The organism is Streptomyces sp. NPDC051576 (assembly GCF_040681835.1).
Classification (GTDB): domain Bacteria; phylum Actinomycetota; class Actinomycetes; order Streptomycetales; family Streptomycetaceae; genus Streptomyces.
This window is the reverse complement of record NZ_JBFAZO010000004.1, coordinates 695795-713047: the sequence shown is the minus strand read 5'-3', so window position 1 is coordinate 713047 and position 17253 is coordinate 695795. Positions and strand designations below refer to the sequence as shown.

13 protein-coding genes are annotated in these 17253 nt (G+C 70.1%); 4 read left to right on the top strand and 9 right to left on the bottom strand.

The features are described from left to right. Positions 1-981 precede the first annotated feature (981 nt). Positions 982-2535: an ATP-binding protein gene (locus tag AB0M63_RS16985; RefSeq protein ID WP_366019888.1), complete on the bottom strand. Its 1554-nt coding sequence runs from the start codon at positions 2533-2535 to the stop codon at positions 982-984. Beyond that, positions 2528-3223, bottom strand: a complete 696-nt coding sequence (locus AB0M63_RS16980; protein ID WP_366019887.1) for a response regulator transcription factor — start codon at positions 3221-3223, stop codon at positions 2528-2530. Before AB0M63_RS16980 ends, AB0M63_RS16985 begins: the two co-directional genes overlap by 8 nt. Positions 3224-3373: 150 nt before the next feature. Here AB0M63_RS16980 and AB0M63_RS16975 point away from each other — a divergent pair, with 150 nt between their 5' ends. Next, positions 3374-4801: a DUF2079 domain-containing protein gene (locus AB0M63_RS16975; protein WP_366019886.1), complete on the top strand. Its 1428-nt coding sequence runs from the start codon at positions 3374-3376 to the stop codon at positions 4799-4801. A gap of 67 nt (positions 4802-4868) precedes the next feature. Here the strand turns inward: AB0M63_RS16975 and mshD are convergent, their stop codons facing one another. Next, positions 4869-5798: a mycothiol synthase gene (mshD, locus tag AB0M63_RS16970; RefSeq protein ID WP_355909908.1), complete on the bottom strand. Its 930-nt coding sequence runs from the start codon at positions 5796-5798 to the stop codon at positions 4869-4871. A gap of 156 nt (positions 5799-5954) precedes the next feature. Here mshD and AB0M63_RS16965 point away from each other — a divergent pair, with 156 nt between their 5' ends. The 3 genes from AB0M63_RS16965 (at position 5955) to AB0M63_RS16955 (ending at position 11047) form a co-directional block, all read left to right on the top strand. Beyond that, the gene (locus AB0M63_RS16965; protein ID WP_366019885.1) at positions 5955-7760 is read left to right on the top strand and encodes a bifunctional metallophosphatase/5'-nucleotidase; all 1806 of its coding nucleotides are present in this window, start codon (positions 5955-5957) and stop codon (positions 7758-7760) included. A gap of 241 nt (positions 7761-8001) precedes the next feature. Further along, complete coding sequence (locus tag AB0M63_RS16960) at positions 8002-8130, top strand: hypothetical protein (protein WP_355909913.1); 129 nt, start codon at positions 8002-8004, stop codon at positions 8128-8130. A gap of 1078 nt (positions 8131-9208) precedes the next feature. Beyond that, positions 9209-11047, top strand: coding sequence for an ABC transporter ATP-binding protein (locus AB0M63_RS16955; RefSeq protein WP_366019884.1), 1839 nt, complete (start codon positions 9209-9211; stop codon positions 11045-11047). Here AB0M63_RS16955 and AB0M63_RS16950 read toward each other — a convergent pair. The 6 genes from AB0M63_RS16950 to AB0M63_RS16925 form a co-directional block, all read right to left on the bottom strand. After that, entirely contained in the window at positions 11040-11762 is a 723-nt protein-coding gene (locus AB0M63_RS16950; protein WP_366019883.1) for a response regulator transcription factor, read from the bottom strand. The two genes, AB0M63_RS16955 and AB0M63_RS16950, sit on opposite strands and share 8 nt — an antisense overlap. A 44-nt stretch (positions 11763-11806) precedes the next feature. Beyond that, the gene (locus AB0M63_RS16945) at positions 11807-12526 is read right to left on the bottom strand and encodes a hypothetical protein (RefSeq protein ID WP_366019882.1); all 720 of its coding nucleotides are present in this window, start codon (positions 12524-12526) and stop codon (positions 11807-11809) included. Positions 12527-12583: 57 nt separating this feature from the next. After that, positions 12584-14638 carry a pectinesterase family protein gene (locus AB0M63_RS16940; protein WP_366019881.1) on the bottom strand — a complete coding sequence of 685 codons (2055 nt, stop codon included), beginning with the start codon at positions 14636-14638 and terminating at the stop codon, positions 12584-12586. Between the two features lie 98 nt (positions 14639-14736). After that, positions 14737-16188, bottom strand: coding sequence for a HAMP domain-containing sensor histidine kinase (locus AB0M63_RS16935; RefSeq protein ID WP_366019880.1), 1452 nt, complete (start codon positions 16186-16188; stop codon positions 14737-14739). Continuing rightward, complete coding sequence (locus tag AB0M63_RS16930) at positions 16185-16922, bottom strand: response regulator (RefSeq protein ID WP_019073726.1); 738 nt, start codon at positions 16920-16922, stop codon at positions 16185-16187. Before AB0M63_RS16930 ends, AB0M63_RS16935 begins: the two co-directional genes overlap by 4 nt. Positions 16923-17035: 113 nt before the next feature. Continuing rightward, a complete protein-coding gene (locus AB0M63_RS16925) occupies positions 17036-17242 on the bottom strand; it encodes a hypothetical protein (RefSeq protein WP_355909931.1) in 207 nt (68 codons plus the stop codon). Between the last annotated feature and the right edge of the window lie 11 nt (positions 17243-17253).

Genomic DNA, 17253 nt, shown 5'->3' with positions numbered 1-17253 from the left:
GAGGTCGGCGACGGACGGCTTAGCACCGGCACCCCGGGAACGTCGCTCTGCGGCAGCACGTCCGCAAGGCCGACTCGGTCGGCCGTCCCCGTGTTGTCGCACCCTGGGCCTCGCCGCATTCCCGTCGCCCCGACCGTCACCCACACTGGTACGAGCCCATCGACGGCACGGCGACCCGGCTCGTCCGCCCCTACCTCACGGCGCTCGGAATCGACCCCAACACCCCTGACATCCACCGCCAGTTGGAGGCAGCGTGATGAGCGAGGAAGCGGAACGCGTACGGCTCCTGCCCTGGACCGGCGACGACGGCCGGCCCTGCGTGCTCATCTCGGACGGCGCCGACGTCGGCGTCAGCCCGGTCTCCCGGATCGTCGATCGCGTCGAGACGGTTCAACTAGGCCTGGCGAACGGGCTTCTCGGGCGTGCGCGGGAGACCGTCACGGCCTCGGAGGACATCACGGGCGCCGAACTCCGCTGGCTGACAACGCAGTTGTCGGACGCGCTCCGGGACGTACTGCTCATCGCGGAGTGCAGAGGCGCTCGCCCGCTCGACCGAGATCGCACGATGCCGTCACGGGCAGAGGACCCTCACGACCTACTGGTTGTGTGTGGCGCGGGCCGAACCCGGCCGCTGAGCCTGCTCTCGCTGCCGGGCGGGGATCTCGCCTCCGCGCGTGCCGCCCGCTGCCACGTGAGAGCGACGGCGCGGTTGCGGGGTCTGGCGCCGGGTGTCGTGGACGACCTGGAGTCCATCACAGGAGAGCTGGTGGCCAACGCCCTGGAGCACACCGACAGTCAGACCGTCGCGGTCTCCCTCACGCTCACCACCGAAACGGCCACCGTCAGCGTGACCGGGGCAGGAACGCGGGCGAGGTCTCCTCGTCACCGGCACCCTCGCCGCCCGATGGGGAACACGGCGGACACGCGATGGCCTGACCGTCTGGGCCGAGGTGCCCACTGCGGTGACGGAGATGCCGTCGCTCACCCCGCCCCCGTAACACCCTCGGCCGCAACCAACCGCAGCACGAAACACGCCCCCACCCCCACCGGCTGCACCGCAAGCTCGACCCCGCCCCCATGCCGCGCCGCGAGGTCCCGGGCGATGGCCAGGCCGAGGCCCGTGCCGCCGTCCGTGCGGGTGCGGGACTCGTCGAGGCGGGTGAAGCGTTCGAAGACGCGGTCGGTTTCGGGGAGGGGGATGCCGGGGCCGTCGTCGCGGACGGTGCAGAGGACCCAGGGGGTCCGGTCCCGGGCGACCGTCAGCAGGACGTGGCCGGTGGCGTGGCGGGCGGCGTTGTCGAGGAGGTTGCGGAGGATGCGTTCGAGGTCGCCGGGGGTGGCGAGGACCCATGCGGGGCCTGGAGTGTCGAGGAAGACGTCCACCCTGGTGGTCGGCCCGGTGTACTCCTCGCCCAGCCGGGCCGCCAGCGCGGCCAGGTCGACGGGTTCGGTGGGCGGCGGGGGAGTGCCGGCGTCCAGTCGGGCCAGCAGGAGGAGTTCCTCCGCGAGGTTGCCGAGGCGCCGGGCCTGGCCGGAGGCCGCGGCCACCACGGCGGGCCAGTCGGCGTGGTCGGGGTAGGCGCTCGCCACCTCCAGGCCGGCCAGCAACGTGGCGAGCGGGCTGCGCAGTTCGTGCGCGGCGTCCGCGACGAATCTGCGCTGCGCCCGGGCCGCCTCGTCCAGCCGCTCCAGCGTGGCGTTGATCGTCAGCGCCAGCTCCTGCACCTCGTCCCCGGTGTCGGGGACCTCCACCCGCTCGCGCGGATCGGTGGCGGTGACCGACGCCGTACGCGCCCTGATCGCCTCGACCGGACGCAGCGCCCGGCGCGTGGCGAACCAGGCGACGCACGCCACCAGCAGGGTCGCGGCCGGTACCCCCGCGAGCAGTTCACGGTCGAGCGAGGCCACGGCGCGTTCGGCGTCCTCCGGGAGGATCACGACGTAGACGCGGGCCCGTGCGCCGGTCGGCAGCGTGTGGCCCAGTGTCTGGGCGGGCATCGAGGTGGCGGGCACCGTCCCGTCCACGGTGGTGAGGGTCCGGCCGGACAGGGCACGCGCCGCCGGATCGGTCACGGTCACCACGGGGAACCGGAAGCGGCGCTCGGTGTACAGCGGCATGCTCCCGCCCCTGCCGGGTCCCGGCAGAAAGGCCCGGCCACCCCGCTCGAACGGGGCCATGTCGGGACTGGACGCCAGGAGCACGCCGTCGTCGGCGACGATCTCGTACGGCGCTCCCCACGGACCGCCGATCGATCCGCTGTAGGTGGCCCCGAGGATGGTGTCGACCTGTGCGCGGGCCACCGACGAGGCGGTGTTCAGCCTCTCCTCGTACAACTGGTGCCGCATCAGCAGCGCCGCCCCGGTGAAGAGCAGGGCCGCCGCGCAGCCCGCGGCGAGCGCGGAACGGGCCCGCACCGAGCGCGGGAGCGGGAGGACGGCACGCGCCCGGCGGACGACGACCGCCCTGAGCCCGTGCGCCCAGTGGACGACTGCCGCCCCGAGCCCGCGCCGCCGGCCGGCCCGCGCCTCACCCATCCTGTTCCCGCTCGTTTTCCCGGTCGTCGACCAGCCGGTACCCCACCCCGCGCACCGTCAGCAGGGAGCGCCGCCCGAAGCCGGTGTCGATCTTCCGGCGCAGCGCGCTGACCCGGACCTCGACGAGGTTGGCCTCCTCCACGTCGTCCGGCCAGGCGTGATGGAGGATCTCGGACTTGGTGACCGCCTCGCCCGGACGGCGGGCCAGTACCTCGGCGACCGCGAACTCCCGGGGCGTGAGCGGTACCGCGACGCCGGCCCTTCGGCACGTCCTGGCCGCCACGTCGAGCACCAGATCGCCCACCACCAGCAGCGGTGAGGCCGCTCCGCGCGCCCGGCGCATCAGCGCCCGCAGACGCGCGACCAGGACCAGGTAGGTGAACGGCTTGGTGACGTAGTCGTCCGCGCCGGTGTCGAGGGCCTCGGCCTGGTCCCAGTCGCCGTCCTTCGCGGTGAGGACCAGCACCGGCGTGGTGATGCCCTCGCGGCGCAGTTGGGCGCAGACCCGGTAGCCGTTGAGCAGCGGCAGCATGAGGTCCAGCACGATCACGGCGTAGTCACCGGTCCGTGCCTTCCACAGCCCCTCCCGGCCGTCGTGGGCCACGTCGACGCGAAAGCCCTCGGCGGTCAGGCCGTGGCGCAGCGTCTGAGCCAGCTCCCGCTCGTCCTCCACCACCAGAATCCGCACGCCGTCAGCCTCGCACAGCGCCCGGGCGGCTTCCTGACCCGATCGTCAGGTTCGGTCAGCGCCCGGTCAGCGGCCCTACGGCACGGTGACCGGGCCCAGCTCACACGGCGACCGCCGTACCGAGGAGCTCGCCGTACGAGAGGCGTCCCCGTGCCGAACGACTCGACCACCCTTGCGAAGCCCACAGGGGCCGTCGCCAAGACCGTCCCGCCGCTGCCGGGCCGGGGCGGGTGGCGGACGGCCCTGTCCGTGTCCTTGTTCCTCTTCACGGTGTACACGGCCCTCTCCGTACGGCTGCACCAGCGCATGCTGACGACCGGCTACGACCTGGGGATCTTCGAGCAGGCGGTGCGCTCCTACGCGCACGGGCACCTCCCCGTCGCCGAGCTCAAGGGGCCGGACTTCCCCCTCCTCGGCGACCACTTCTCGCCCGTGCTCGCGCTCCTGGCACCGCTGTACCGGATGTTCCCGACCCCGGTGACGCTGCTGGTGGCGCAGGCCGCGCTGCTCGCGAGCGCGGCGATACCGCTCACCCGGTGGGCGGAGGAGGCGCACGGGCGGGGCGCGGCACTGGTCGTCGGCCTCGGGTACGGCGCCTCGTGGGGGATCGCGGGGGCGGTCGGGTTCGACTTCCACGAGGTGTGCTTCGCCGTACCGCTGCTGGCGTTCTCCCTCACCGCACTGGGACGCGGCCGGGCGCGGGCGGCGGCCCTGTGGGCGCTTCCGCTGCTGCTGGTGAAGGAGGACCTCGGGCTGACGGTGGCCGTGGTGGGCCTGCTGATCGCCCGCGGCACCGGTGAGCGGCGGACCGGTATCGCCCTGGCGCTGACCGGGGTGCTCGGCTCCGCCCTGGAGATGCTGGTCGTCATACCGGCGTTCAACCCCGGCGGTTCCTTCACCTACGCCTCCAGCGTGCCCGGCGCCACGGGACAGGGCACCGGAGACCTCCTGCTCCACTACACCGTGGGCCTGATCACCCCGGACGCCAAGGCGCAGACCCTGCTGGCACTGCTGGCGGTGACCGGATGTCTGGCGGTGCGCTCTCCGCTGCTGTGGGCCGCCCTGCCGACGCTGCTGTGGCGGTTCGCGTCCGACAACTCGGCGTTCTGGGGCACCGATTACCACTACAGCGCGGTGCTGATGCCGATCGTGTTCGCGGCTTTCACCGACGCGCTGGGCCGGCCCGGACCGGTGCGCCACGCGTTGGCCGTGAGCGCGGCCGTCACGGTGATCCTGCTGCCCCAGTACCCGCTGTGGCAGCTGACCCAGCCGGCCACCTGGCGCACCGAACCCCGTCTCGCGACGGCCCGGCGGCTGATGGACAAGATCCCCGACAACGCGACCGTGGCCGCCTCCAACCGCCTTGCGCCCCAGCTCACTTCACGCGCCGAGGTCACCGTCTTCGGCATGCCGGGCAGCCGCCCCGACCCGCGGTGGATCATCGACGACACCGGGCAGCCGCAGGGCTGGCCCGTCTCCCCCGAGCAGGACCGCGCCCTGCTCGACGACGCCCGGGCGCACGGCTACCGGACCGTCGCCGACGAGGACGGATACGTCCTGCTGGAACGGCTGCCCTGACACCGCCCTGGAACGGCTGCCCTGACACCCTCACGTCCCCGACACCCTCACGTCACCGAGGCGAGCCTCACGACTCCGACCGGTACATCAGATCCGTCTCGTACGTCGTGAACCCCAGCCGCTCGTACACCGACACCGCCGCCTTGTTGTCGGCGTCGACGTACAGCATCGCCGTCGGCAGCCCCTGTGCCGCGAGGTGCCGTAGGCCGATCGTCGTCAGGGCCTTGCCGAGGCCGCCGCCCTGGGCGTCCGGGAGCACTCCGACGACGTACACCTCGCCCCGCTGTTCCTCCGCGTGCACCTTGGTCCAGTGGAAGCCGACGAGTTCGCCGGCGCGCTCGGCGAGGAAGAAGCCGGCCGGGTCGAACCACGGCTCGGCGATCCGGTCGTCGAGGTCGCGCTGGGTGAGGGAGCCCTGCTCGGGGTGGTGGGCGAAGGCGGCGGCGTTGACCGCGAGCCAGGCCGCGTCGTCCTGTCCGGGCACGAAGGTCCGTACCGTCACGCCCGCCGCGAGGACCGGCTCCGGCAGTTCCAGATCGGTCAACGACCGCCGGAGCTGGCGGAGTTCACGGAACAGGGCGAGGCCGAGGACCTGGGCGAGATGGCGGGCGGCGGAGTGTCCCCCGTGCGCCCACACCCGCAGCCGCTTGCCCGAAGCGGCCAGCAGCGCCGTACCGAGCGCCCGCCCGTGTCCGTGTCCCCGCTGCGTGGGACGGACGACGAGTTCGGCGGCCGGCGCCTCCACCGGGTCGGTGTCCTCCAACTGCGCGTAGCCGACGAGTTCGTCGCCCAGGGTCAGCAGCAGATGTGAGACGCCCTGCCGTGCGCCGCCGCGCAGTTGGAGCCGTCCCTGCTCGGACACCGCCGGCTGTCCGTCGGTCCGGGCGGCCTCGGCGATCAGCGCGAGGACGGCCGCCGCCTGGTCCGGGGAGAGCGCGGAGTAGGTCTCGATGGAGCGGGAGGCGGGCGCGGGCCGTGCGGTGTCGTCGCTGGTCATGGGCATCAGGGTAAGCGGAGGTACCGGCAAAGTGGCGGCAAAGAAGAAACCAGGATGTAACCAAGAACCCCCTGCCGTGCTACGCGCGTTGACCCTAGGCTGCGCCGGAACGTGGTGACTTCTCAGCCGACTCGAAGCCGACTCACAGGGGGGCTCATGCCAGCCACTTCCCAGCCGTACCGCCCGCGCAGACGCCGTGTCGCAGGCCTGCTCGCCGCCGCCGCGAGCCTGGCCACGGCCGGTGCGCTGGCCGCAGCGCTGCCCGCCGACGCGCACGGCAACCCGCCCGGCCACGGGTCCGGGCCCAGCCGCTACCAGGACGTCCAGCTCCTCTCCTTCAACGACCTGCACGGCAACCTGGAGCCGCCGTCCGGTTCCTCCGGCCGGGTCAGCGAACTCCAGGCGGACGGCACGACGAAGACGATCGACGCGGGCGGGGTGGAGTACCTCGCCACGCATCTGCGGGACGCCCGCAAGGGCAACGCCTACTCGATCACCGCGGCCGGCGGCGACATGGTCGGCGCCTCCCCGCTGATCTCGGGTCTGTTCCACGACGAGCCGACCATCGAGGCCCTCAACAAGCTTGACCTGGACGTCACTTCGGTCGGCAACCACGAGTTCGACGAGGGCGCCAGGGAACTGGCGCGGCTCCAGAACGGCGGCTGCCACCCCACCGAGGGCTGCTACACCGACAAGAAGTTCCAGGGCGCCGACTTCCCCTACCTCGCGGCCAACGTCCTCGACGAGAAGACCAAGAAGCCGATCCTCAAGCCCTATTGGGTGTGGAAGAAGAAGGACGTCAAGATCGGCTTCATCGGTGTGACCCTGGAGGGCACCCCGGGGATCGTCTCCGCCGACGGCGTCAAGGGCCTCCAGTTCAAGGACGAGGTCGAGACGATCAACAAGTACGCCAAGGAGCTGCAGAAGCAGGGCGTCAAGTCGATCGTCGCGCTGATCCACGAGGGCGGCTTCCCGGCCTCCGCGTCCTACAACTACGACTGCGACGCGTCCGGCGGCGGCTCCGGCATCTCCGGCCCGATCGTCGACATCGCGAAGAACGTCACCCCGGCCGTCGACGCGCTCGTCACCGGCCACACCCACAACGCGTACGTTTGCACGATCGACGACCCAAGTGGCAAGCCCCGTATGGTCACTTCGGCGGCCTCCTTCGGCCGCCTCTACACGGACACCACGCTCACGTACGACCGCAGGACCGGCGACATCGCGCGTACGGCGGTCAAGTCGGCGAACCACGTGGTCACCCGGGACGTGCCCAAGGCCGCCGACATGACCTCCCTGATCAGCAAGTGGAACACCCTCGCGGCCCCCATCGGCAATCGCGCGATCGGCTACATCTCCGCCGACGTCAACAGCACCGGCACCGAGTCCCCGATGGGCGACCTCATCGCCGACGCCCAACTCGCCTACGGCCGTGAGCTGGACCCGGAGACCGACCTCGCGCTGATGAACCCGGGCGGGGTGCGGGCGGGGCTGACCTACAAGGCATCCGGTGCCGAGGGCGACGGTGTGGTGACGTACGCCGAGGGCTTCACTGTGCAGCCGTTCGCGAACACCGTGAACCTCCAGGACTTCACCGGCGCGCAGGTGGTGCAGGCGCTGAAGGAACAGGTGAGCGGGGTGAACGCGGCGGCGCCGAAGGTGCTCCAGGTGTCGTCCGGGCTGACGTACACGCTGGACCTGACGAAGACGGGCGCGGACCGCGTGGTGACGGACTCGATTCGTCTGAACGGCGCGGCGATCGACCCGGCCGCCACGTACCGCGTCGCGACGAACAGCTTCCTCGCGGGCGGCGGTGACGGCTTCACGACGCTGGGGCAGGGCACCGGTGACCTGGTCGGGGCGGACGACCTGTCCGCGCTGGCGCAGTACCTGACGGCGCACTCGTCGGCGGCGAGCCCGCTGGTGCCTCCGGCGGCTGATCGGATCACTGTCGTGCACTAGTTGCCGACCCTTCGGGGGCCCGGTGCCGCAGGTCGGCGCCGGGCCCCCGCTGTTTTCCCGTTCTAAATTCTGTGTAAGACCGGTTTCAGTTCCGCAAATTACCTAAGAGTCTTCCACAGCAATCGCTCAGGAAGGTCTAAGCGGAAAAGGCTTTTTCTGCGTCGGAAGTCCAGTAGTGTTTTCCATGTCGAAAGCGAACGGCGCAAACGACAGCAAGCCGAACGAGACAAAGGAGAGCACGATGAGCTTCCACAAGATCGCCCCGGTGAAGAAGGCCCACAAGCCCGCCGCCCCGGCCCCCAAGAAGCCCGCGCCGAAGAAGAAGGCCCACGTCCCGGCCCCGAAGCGGCGCCCGGTCGGCAACAAGTAAGCAGTCCGCTGTAAGTCGTAGATAAATAAATCCTGGGAGGGAATTAATCATGAGCTTCAACAAGATTCACCCCATCAAGAAGACCCGCAAGCCCGCTCCGGCCCCCAAGAAGGCGGCGCCGAAGAAGCCCGCCCCGAAGCGTCGCCCCGTCGCCCACAAGGGCTGACAAAGAATTTACAGGCGTAATTCAAAGGCAGTTGCAGCAGATCGGTAGAGGAACTGTTGCAAAACCGCAGCAGCAGAGAGGGACACAGACATGAGCTTCCACAAGATCGCCCCGGTGAAGAAGACCCGCAAGCCGGCCCCGGCCCCGAAGAAGCCCGCCCCCAAGAAGCCGGCGCCGGCCCCGAAGCGTCGCCCCGTGGGCCACAAGTAAGCCGCAGACCAGCACCCGAGCCAGACCGCAGCAGAGAGGGAACCCACCATGAGCTTCCACAAGATCGCCCCCGTGAAGAAGACCCGCAAGCCGCTTCCGGCCCCGAAGAAGGCGCCCAAGAAGCCGGCGCCGGCCCCGAAGCGTCGCCCGGTCGGTCACAAGTAAGCAGTCCCGCGAGCCGCAGAAGACCCGCAGCACCCGACACCCGGCCCCAGGGCCGAACCCCCAGGGAGGGAACCCACCATGAGCTTCCACAAGATCGTCCCCGTCAAGAAGACCCGCAAGCCCGCTCCGGCGCCCAAGAAGCCCGCCCCCAAGAAGCCGGCGCACGCCCCGAAGCGTCGCCCGGTGGGCCACAAGTAAGCCGCAGGGCCGGCCGTAGAAGACGCGTAGCACCCGCACCCGCATTCGCGTCGCCCGCTGCACTCGCAGCGCAACCACGTAACAAGCCGCCGCAGAGCGGCACTTCCAGGGAGGGACCCTGCCATGAGCTTCCACAAGATCGCCCCCGTCAAGCACCGCAAGCCGATCGGGCCGAAGCCGAAGGGTGCGCCCAAGGGCAAGGCGCCGGCCAAGCGTCCTGTCGCCCACAAGGGCTGAGCCGTCACATCGTGAGGCGAGGTCACCGGTTAGTGAGCACGCTCGCTCCGGTGGCCTCGCCTCGGCCACGTCCGACCCACGCTCTGAAGGGAGTTGTTGACCATGAGGGAAGCCCGTGAGGCCTTCCGCCGTTTCTGGCCGCTGACCCGCGGTGACCGCAAGTGGCTCGCGGTGATCATCGCGTGCGTCATCGTGTCGGCGCTCGCCGAGACCGCCGCGATCCTGCTCTTCGCGGACCTCACCGACAACGCCCTCAAGGCCGGTTCGCTGTCCGAGTTCTGGGGCCCGGCCGCCGCCTGGCTGGGTGTCGCCGCACTCGGCGCGCTGGTCGGCTACTTCGGCAACTCCCTGGCCACCTGGACCGCCGAACGCTTCGTCCTGCGCCTGCGCGCGAACGTCTTCCGCCACGTCCAGGACCTGCCACCCCACTTCTTCCAGAAGCACCGCCAGGGCGACCTGGTGGAACGCCTCACCGGAGACGTCGAGGCCATCGAGCAGATGGTCGTGTCCGGCGTGGTCGGCACCGTCTCGGCCGCGTTCTCCGCCGTCTTCTACGCCTGCGCCGCCCTCTACCTCCGCTGGGACCTGGCCCTGGCCACCTTCGTCCTCGCGCCCCTCTTCCTCCTCGCCGCCCGCCGCTTCTCCGGCCGCATCAAGCAGGCCTCGCAGGACGAGCGGGTCGCGGACGGCGCGATCACCTCGGTGGTCGAGGAGTCCCTCGGCAACGTGGTCCTCACCCAGGCGTACAACCGCCGCCGCGACGAGGAGAAGCGCCTCGACGTGGAGGCCCGCGCCTGGATGAAGGCGTCCGTCCGGGGCGCCCGACTCAGCGAGATGTACGAGCAGTTCGTCGAGGTCGTCGAAACCCTCTGCGTCCTGTCCGTCATCGGTCTCGGTGTGTGGGAGATCTCCGCCGACCGTATGACCCTCGGCGCGCTCCTCGCCTTCGCCGCCTTCATCGGCTACCTCTACCCCCCGGTCCGCAACCTCGGCCAGCTCGGCCTCACCCTCACCGCCGCCACGGCCGGCGCCGCCCGCATCAATGAGATCCTGGACGCCACCCCGTCCGTCGGCGACCCCCGCGAACCCGTCCCCGCCTGGCCCGTCCACGGCTGGGTCAGCTTCCACGGCGTGACCTTCCGCTACCCCGGCGCGCGCCGCGACTCGGTGAACGACGTCACCTTCCGGGCCGGCCCCGGTGAACTGGTCATCGTCACCGGCGAGAGCGGAGCCGGCAAGTCCACGCTCTCCAAACTCCTCACCCGTTTCTACGACCCCTCCGAGGGCGTGATCTGCCTGGACGGCGTCCCCCTCCGGGACGTACCCCTCGAATTCCTGCGCGAGAACGTGGCGTTGCTGCCCCAGCAGACCCTGATCCTCAACGGCACGATCCGGGAGAACATCGAGTGCGGCCGCCCGGGCGCGAGCGACGCGGAGATCGAGCGGGCCGCGAGGTCGGCGGCGGCGCACGACTTCATCGCCGCACTTCCCGAGGCCTACGACACCGAGATCGCCCCCGGCACGGCGGCGCTCTCCGGCGGCCAGTTGCAGCGCATCGCGATCGCCCGGGCCATGCTGCGCGAGGCACCGGTCCTGGTCCTCGACGAACCGACCGCGGGTCTCGACTCGGTGGCGGCCCGTCAGGTGATCCAGCCGCTGCGCCGCCTGATGTCCGGCCGTACGACCATCATGATCACCCACGACCTGAGCCTCGCCCCCGACGCCGACCGCATCCTGGTCGTCGACGGCGGACGGCTCGTGGAGACCGGCACGCACGCGGAGTTGGTGGCCAGGGGCGGCGCGTATGCCCGCCTGGCCGGCCCGCTCCCCGAAATGGCCATCACGGGCAGGCAGTTGGAGGACACGATGACCCTGCGTCCGATCCGGCCGCAGGCACCGGCCTCGGACGAGACGATGATCCTGAGGCTTCCCCTCAAGTAACGGTACGGAGGCTGTACCCGAGCCCCCGCACGGTGTGGATGAGCCGCGGTTCGCCGCGGCTCTCCAGTTTCCGGCGCAGGTACATGACGTAGACGTCGAGGGTGTTGGACGCGGGCTCGAAGTCGAAGCCCCACACGTGCCGGTGGATCCGGGACCGGGTGAGCACGGTCGTCGGATGCCTCAACAAGTACTCCAGCAACAGGAATTCGGTCCGGGTGAGGTCGAGCGGCCGGCCGGAGCGGGTGGCGGTCCGGCCGCGCAGGTCCATGACGAGATCGTGGAAGACGAGCCGTTCGAGCTCGGGAGACTGATTCTCCGGCTCCCGCCGTGAGCTGCTGCGGCGCAGCAACGCCCGTACCCGCGCGAGGAGTTCCTCCACGGCGAACGGCTTGCTGAGATAGTCGTCGGCACCGTTGTCGAGGGCCACGATCCGGTCGCCGACCGCGTCCCGTCCGGTGAGCATCAGGATCGGCACGGTGCACCCCGAGGCCCGGATACGCCGCGTGGCGGCGAGCCCGTCCAGCTCCGGCATGGTGACGTCCATCAGCACCAGATCGGGCGCGGAGGCGTCCTCGGATACGCCGACAAGATCCAGGACGGTACGCCCGTCCCCGGCGAGGACGGTCTCGTACCCCTCGAATCTGAGCAGCCGCCCGAGCCCTTCCCGTACGTCCACGTCGTCGTCGGCCAGCAGAACCGTTGTCTTCCGCGCCATCCGAACACGGTGGGACGGGCGGCTGTGGCTGGGCTGGCAGGGGGTTATGTGTGGGCTGGGGCTCGGGAGGCGCGTCGGCGGAAGAGGACGGCGAGGAGGGCGTAGGCGGTGAGCGGAGCGCAGAGGAGCAGCAGGAAGGGGTGGGATTCGCCGTTGCCGGACAGCTCCCACACCAGATACGCGATGGCGGCGAAGAAGACGAGCATGGCCCCGACGGTCGCTCTCTCCTGAGCCTTGCGATGCCCCGCCCGCAGCGCGATCCGCGCCTCGACCTCGGGCCGTGGTTCCCAGGCCATGCCCCGGTGGTGGGCGGCGGCGGTCAGCAGATCGTCGATCTCGGCCCGGACGTCCGGGAGTTGCCAGTCGTTGACGTTGAGGAGGAGGAACCTGCGGCCGTCGTTGTCGTAGAGCCAGGTGAGCAACTGGACGTCGTGGCGGGTCTGCTTCGGACGGGGCTCGACGCGCAGATCGTAGATGTCGTGCCAGGCCCGCCTGCGCACGCGGAACACACCGTGGACGGCGACCCCGTCGGCTCCGACGACGGTGTGCCCCAGTCGTGCGAGGAGAATCGCCCAGGCGCACAACAGGACCATGAGTGTCACGGCGAGCAGCTTGAACGGCACGGGGATGCTGTCGGGTCGCGTCATCTGGAGCGCGAAGTTCCCCAGCACGAGCCACATGTAGAAGAGCCGCCGCCGCGACTGCTTCCGCCGCCTGCGGTACTCGCGCTCGACCCCGCGCCCGCCCCCGTCGTCCCCGCCCATCGACCCTCCCCAGAGTCTGTCCGGGAGTGATCGTACGGCGGGGACGTCTCCACCGTTCTACTGTGCTGTGGGCGTCCAGTCCCCGAGCCAGTCCGCGACCTCCTGGTCGGCGGCCTGTGCCGTGGTCAGCTGGGGTCGGTCGGCGCTGGAACTCCCGGCGCCCGCACCCGAGTTGGCGTACTCGGCGAAGCGGTCGTCCTTCCAGGAGAAGCCGCCCATGTCGGACCAGGGGGTGGACTTGATCGCGGCGCTGAGGGTGCTGTCGCGGACGGTGGTCTGCGGGTCGACCGTGGTGCTGCCGCCGGGGTGCCAGTTGCGCCCGAGGTAGAAGCTCTTCGCGTCCACGTCACCGTTGACGGTCGAGCGGTTGATGAGGATGCCCTTGCGGTCGGCGGGGGTGGAGGGAGCGGTGACATACCCCGCCGAGGTGCCGTTCCACCGCTTCTTCAGCGTGATCACGGACCTGTCGATCACCGCGGTGGCCCGTCCGAAGACGAAGTCGACGTTGCCGGTGATGTAGGAGTTGCTGATGTAGACGCGGCCCAGTTTGTCGGCCGCGGCGGTCTCCATCTCCAGAGTGTCCTGGTCGCCGTTGACGATGACCCCGTCGAGGAAGATCTTGTCGGCCGAAGTCAGCAGCGCCACCGCCTGGTTGGAGATGTCCTGGTGCGCGGCCTCGTCGAAGTCGTTGGTGACGGTGAGGTTGCGCAGTTGCGAGTCGTCCGACTGGACGGAGACGGTGGCGCTGCCCGGAGTGCCGTACGTCCCCGAACCGTCGGGCTTCTGCGTACCGGCCGCGTTGTTGTAGACGATCACCGTGTCCTTACGGCTGCTGCCGGACCCCTGGATGGTGACGTGCGGCTTGTTCGCCGGGACCTTGACGGTCTCGCGGTACGTGCCGGGCTTGACGGAGATGACGACCCGCGAGGTGTTGCCGGCCGGTACGGCGTCCACGGCGGCCTGCACGGTGGCGTACTTCCCGCTGCCGTCCTTGGCGACGGTGAGGGTGGTGGCCGAGGTGGTCGCGGCGGTCGTGGACGCCGTACCGATGGTGGAACGCGGGCCCGCACCGGACTTGAGCAGCGCCGGGACGTCGGCGGTCTTGTCGAGCGTGTAGCCGTAGTAGCTCTTCGGGTCCCAGGCGGTGCCGGTGCCCCCGCTCTCGTTCCTGCCGCTGGTCCCGGAGAAGACGTTGCCGCGCTGGACGAGGGTGGCGGTCGTGTCGCGGATCACCGGGTTGTTCATGCCCTGGAAGTAGGAGTTCTCCAGGAGCATGTTGGTCTTGCCGCGTGCGTAGTTGCCGTAGGAGGACGTGATGTCGGTACCGGCGTCGTCCTCCAGGTAGTTGTTGTAGAGGTGCGCGTGGGCGACGTTGTCGGTGGACGGGTTGCGCTGCTCGGTCTCGCGGATCCAGTTGTGGTGGATCGTGATGTCCGCGGTGACGTTGTCGGTCCAGCCGATGCCGAAGGCCTTGTTCTCGGTGCTCAGCCTGTTCCAGGACACGGTCAGATACGTCGTGTCCTTGCGGCTGTCGATGAGCCCGTCGGCCATGTGCCGGATGTCGTTGTGGTCGATCCAGACGTGGTGGGCGCCGTCCATCTGGATGCCGTCGTAGTCGTGGACCTTGTCGTTCCACACGCCCTGGTAGGCGTCGCGGATGGTGAGGTTGCGGATGATGACGTTGTGGACGCCCTCCCCGAGGAAGAACCCACCGCCGACGATCTGCCCGGCCGTCCCCGACCCGACGATGGTCTTGTCGCTCTGGACCTTGATCTCCTTGCCGACCGGGTCCATGTCGATGGTCGCCGCGACGACGATGACGTACGGGTCGGCGGCGGTCGCGTACTTCTCCAGGTCGGCCAAGGTCTTCACGGTGACGGTCTTGCCGTCCCGCCCGCCGTAAGTCCCGTTCTGCCCAAGGGCGTTGACCGAGGCGAAGCCGTCCGCGGTGGCGGTGGCCCAGGCGGGGGCGGCTGCGGTCGCGGCGGAGGCCTTCTGCGTGCCGCCGCTCTGGTAGGCCACGACTCCGGCGGCGGCCAGGGCCAGCGGGATACCGACCATCAGTGCCGTGTTCCGTCTGCGGTGACGGGCCTTGCTGCGGGTTCTGCTCACGGGCTGCGTCCGATCAAGTGAGGGTGGAGAGAGATCACTTGGTGGTCGCAGCCGGGGGCGGAAAGGTTGCCGCGCCAGAAATACATCTGCCCCGAGCGCTACGAGGTCTCCGGCGGCGCCGTCGCCGTCCCCGGCAGGCGTACCGTCGCCACCGTCCCGCCCCCCGGCGCGTGCGCCAGAGTCACCTCGCCGCCCGCCTGCTGGACCGTCCGCGCGACGATCGACAGACCGAGCCCCGAGCCCGGTAGCGCCCGTGCGCTCGGGGAGCGCCAGAACCGGTCGAAGACGTGCGGGAGTTCCTCGGCGGGGATGCCGGGGCCGTGGTCGCGGACGGTGAGGACACCGCGTGTGAGCTGGACCTCGATCGTGCCGCCCTCGGGGCTGAACTTCACCGCGTTGTCGAGGATGTTGACCACCGCGCGTTCCAGCGCAGAGGGCTCCGACTGGACGTACCACGGCTGTACGTCCGCCGTGATGGTCAACTCCGGGCCGCGCAGACGGGCTCGGCGCAGGGCCGCTTCGACGGTGTCCTGGAGCGACACCATCTGGACGCGCTCACCCCGTTGCCCCTCCGACCGGGACAGCTCCTGCAAGTCGCCGATCAGGGACGCCAGTTCGGTCATCTGCGCCTTCACCGAGGCGAGCAGGGCCTTGCGGTCCGCCGGGGGGATCGGGCGGCCGGTCTCCTCGCTGCGGGTGAGGAGTTCGACGTTCGTACGGAGAGAGGTCAGGGGGGTGCGGAGTTCGTGACCGGCGTCGGCGATGAGCTGCTGCTGCAGCTCGCGGGAGTTGGCCAGGGACGCGGTCATCGAGTTGAAGGAGCGGGAGAGGCGGGCCACTTCGTCGTCGCTGTCGTCCTCGACCGGGATGCGGATGGTCAAGTCCTCGGTGCGGGCGACGTGTTCGACGGCCTCGGTGAGCTTGTCGACGGGGCGGAGCCCTGCGCGGGCAACCGCCAAGCCTGCGGCTCCGGCGCCGATCACTCCGATCCCGGAGACGAGGAGGAGGATGAGGGCGAGTTCGTTGAGGGTGTCCTGGGTGCCCTTCAGGGAGACGGCGACGACGAGTCCGACATTGGGTCCGACAGCCCCGGAGGTAGTGGCGGTGGGGGCCACGAAGGCCGTCATCACGCGTACCTGGTTGCCATCCGTGTCCGTGCCGTTGCGGTAATAGACCCGGTTGGCGTTCGCTTTCTTGATCTCGTCCTTGTCGGACTTGGTGACCTTGACGACTCCCGTGGAGTTGTCCTGGACGCAGATCTTTCCTGTGTCCGTGACCACCTGGGAGTAGGCGTTCCGGACGAAGCTGTTGGTGTTCTGCGGAGTCGTCGAGCAGTTGAGGAGAGCGATCTGGACCTGTCGGCGCTGATCGGGCCCCCTCATCGCGGACCTCTGCAGGTCGTTGTTCAGCTGCTCGTACAGTTTCCCCTGCACGAGGAACCAACAGGTCACCGAGACCGCCGCGACCCCGAATGCCACCGCCGCCGCGACCAGCATCGCCAACCGCGACCGGATCGGCAGCGTGCGGAACCGGTGTACGAGCTTCTTCACTCCGCGCCACCCTGCCGAAGCACATACCCCACCCCGCGCACCGTGTGCACAAGCCGAGGCTCGCCCCCCGCCTCCGTCTTGCGGCGCAGGTACATGACGTACACATCAAGGGAGTTGGAGGACGGCTCGAAGTCGAAGCCCCACACCGCCTTGAGGATCTGCTCGCGGGTGAGGACCTGCCGGGGGTGGGCCAGGAACATCTCCAGGAGCGTGAACTCGGTGCGGGTCAGCTCGACCTGGCGGCCGTTGCGGGTGACCTCGCGGGTGGCGAGGTCCATGCGGAGGTCGGCGAAGGTGAGGGAGTCGTCCTCGGGGGCCGTGCCGGCCGCGGCCGCCGCCGCGTACGAGCTGCGGCGGAGCAACGCCCGTACCCGCGCGAAGAGTTCGTCGAGTTCGAAGGGCTTGACCAGGTAGTCGTCGGCGCCGGCGTCGAGGCCGGTGACCCGGTCGCCGACGGTGTCGCGGGCCGTGAGCATCAGGATCGGGGTGGTGGTGCCCGCCCCGCGCATACGGCGCGCGGCGGTCAGGCCGTCCATGCGCGGCATCTGGATGTCGAGGACGACCAGGTCGGGCTGGTAGGCGGTCGCCTTCTCCAGCGCGTCCGCGCCGTCGACGGCGACCTCGGTGTCGTATCCCTCGAAGGCGAGGCTGCGCTGGAGTGCTTCGCGTACCGCCGGTTCGTCGTCGACGATCAGGATGCGCTGGGTGTCACGGTCGCCTTCGGCGGGGCTCATGGGCTGGATCCTCGGGTGCGGTGGGACAGGGAGACAACGATCGGCTGGTCGCAATCAGCCTCGCATGTTTCCCGGCTGGCGCGTAAAGAGGAAGGGACGGACAAAAGGTGAGATCAGCCCCGCACCGCGGTCAGCCGGTTCAGCGGCACCTTGCGGTGGTGCGGGCGGGCCGCGCTGGTGCGCAGCCCCATCAGCTCCGGAGCCGGTGCCACCTCGGGGGCCCGGGCAGCCGGCGCGTGCAGTTCGTACGCCACCCCGAGGGCCAGGCCGAGACCGGCCGCTCCGGTGTCGGTCACCGTGTGCGAAACCTGCTTGATCATGACGTACTCCC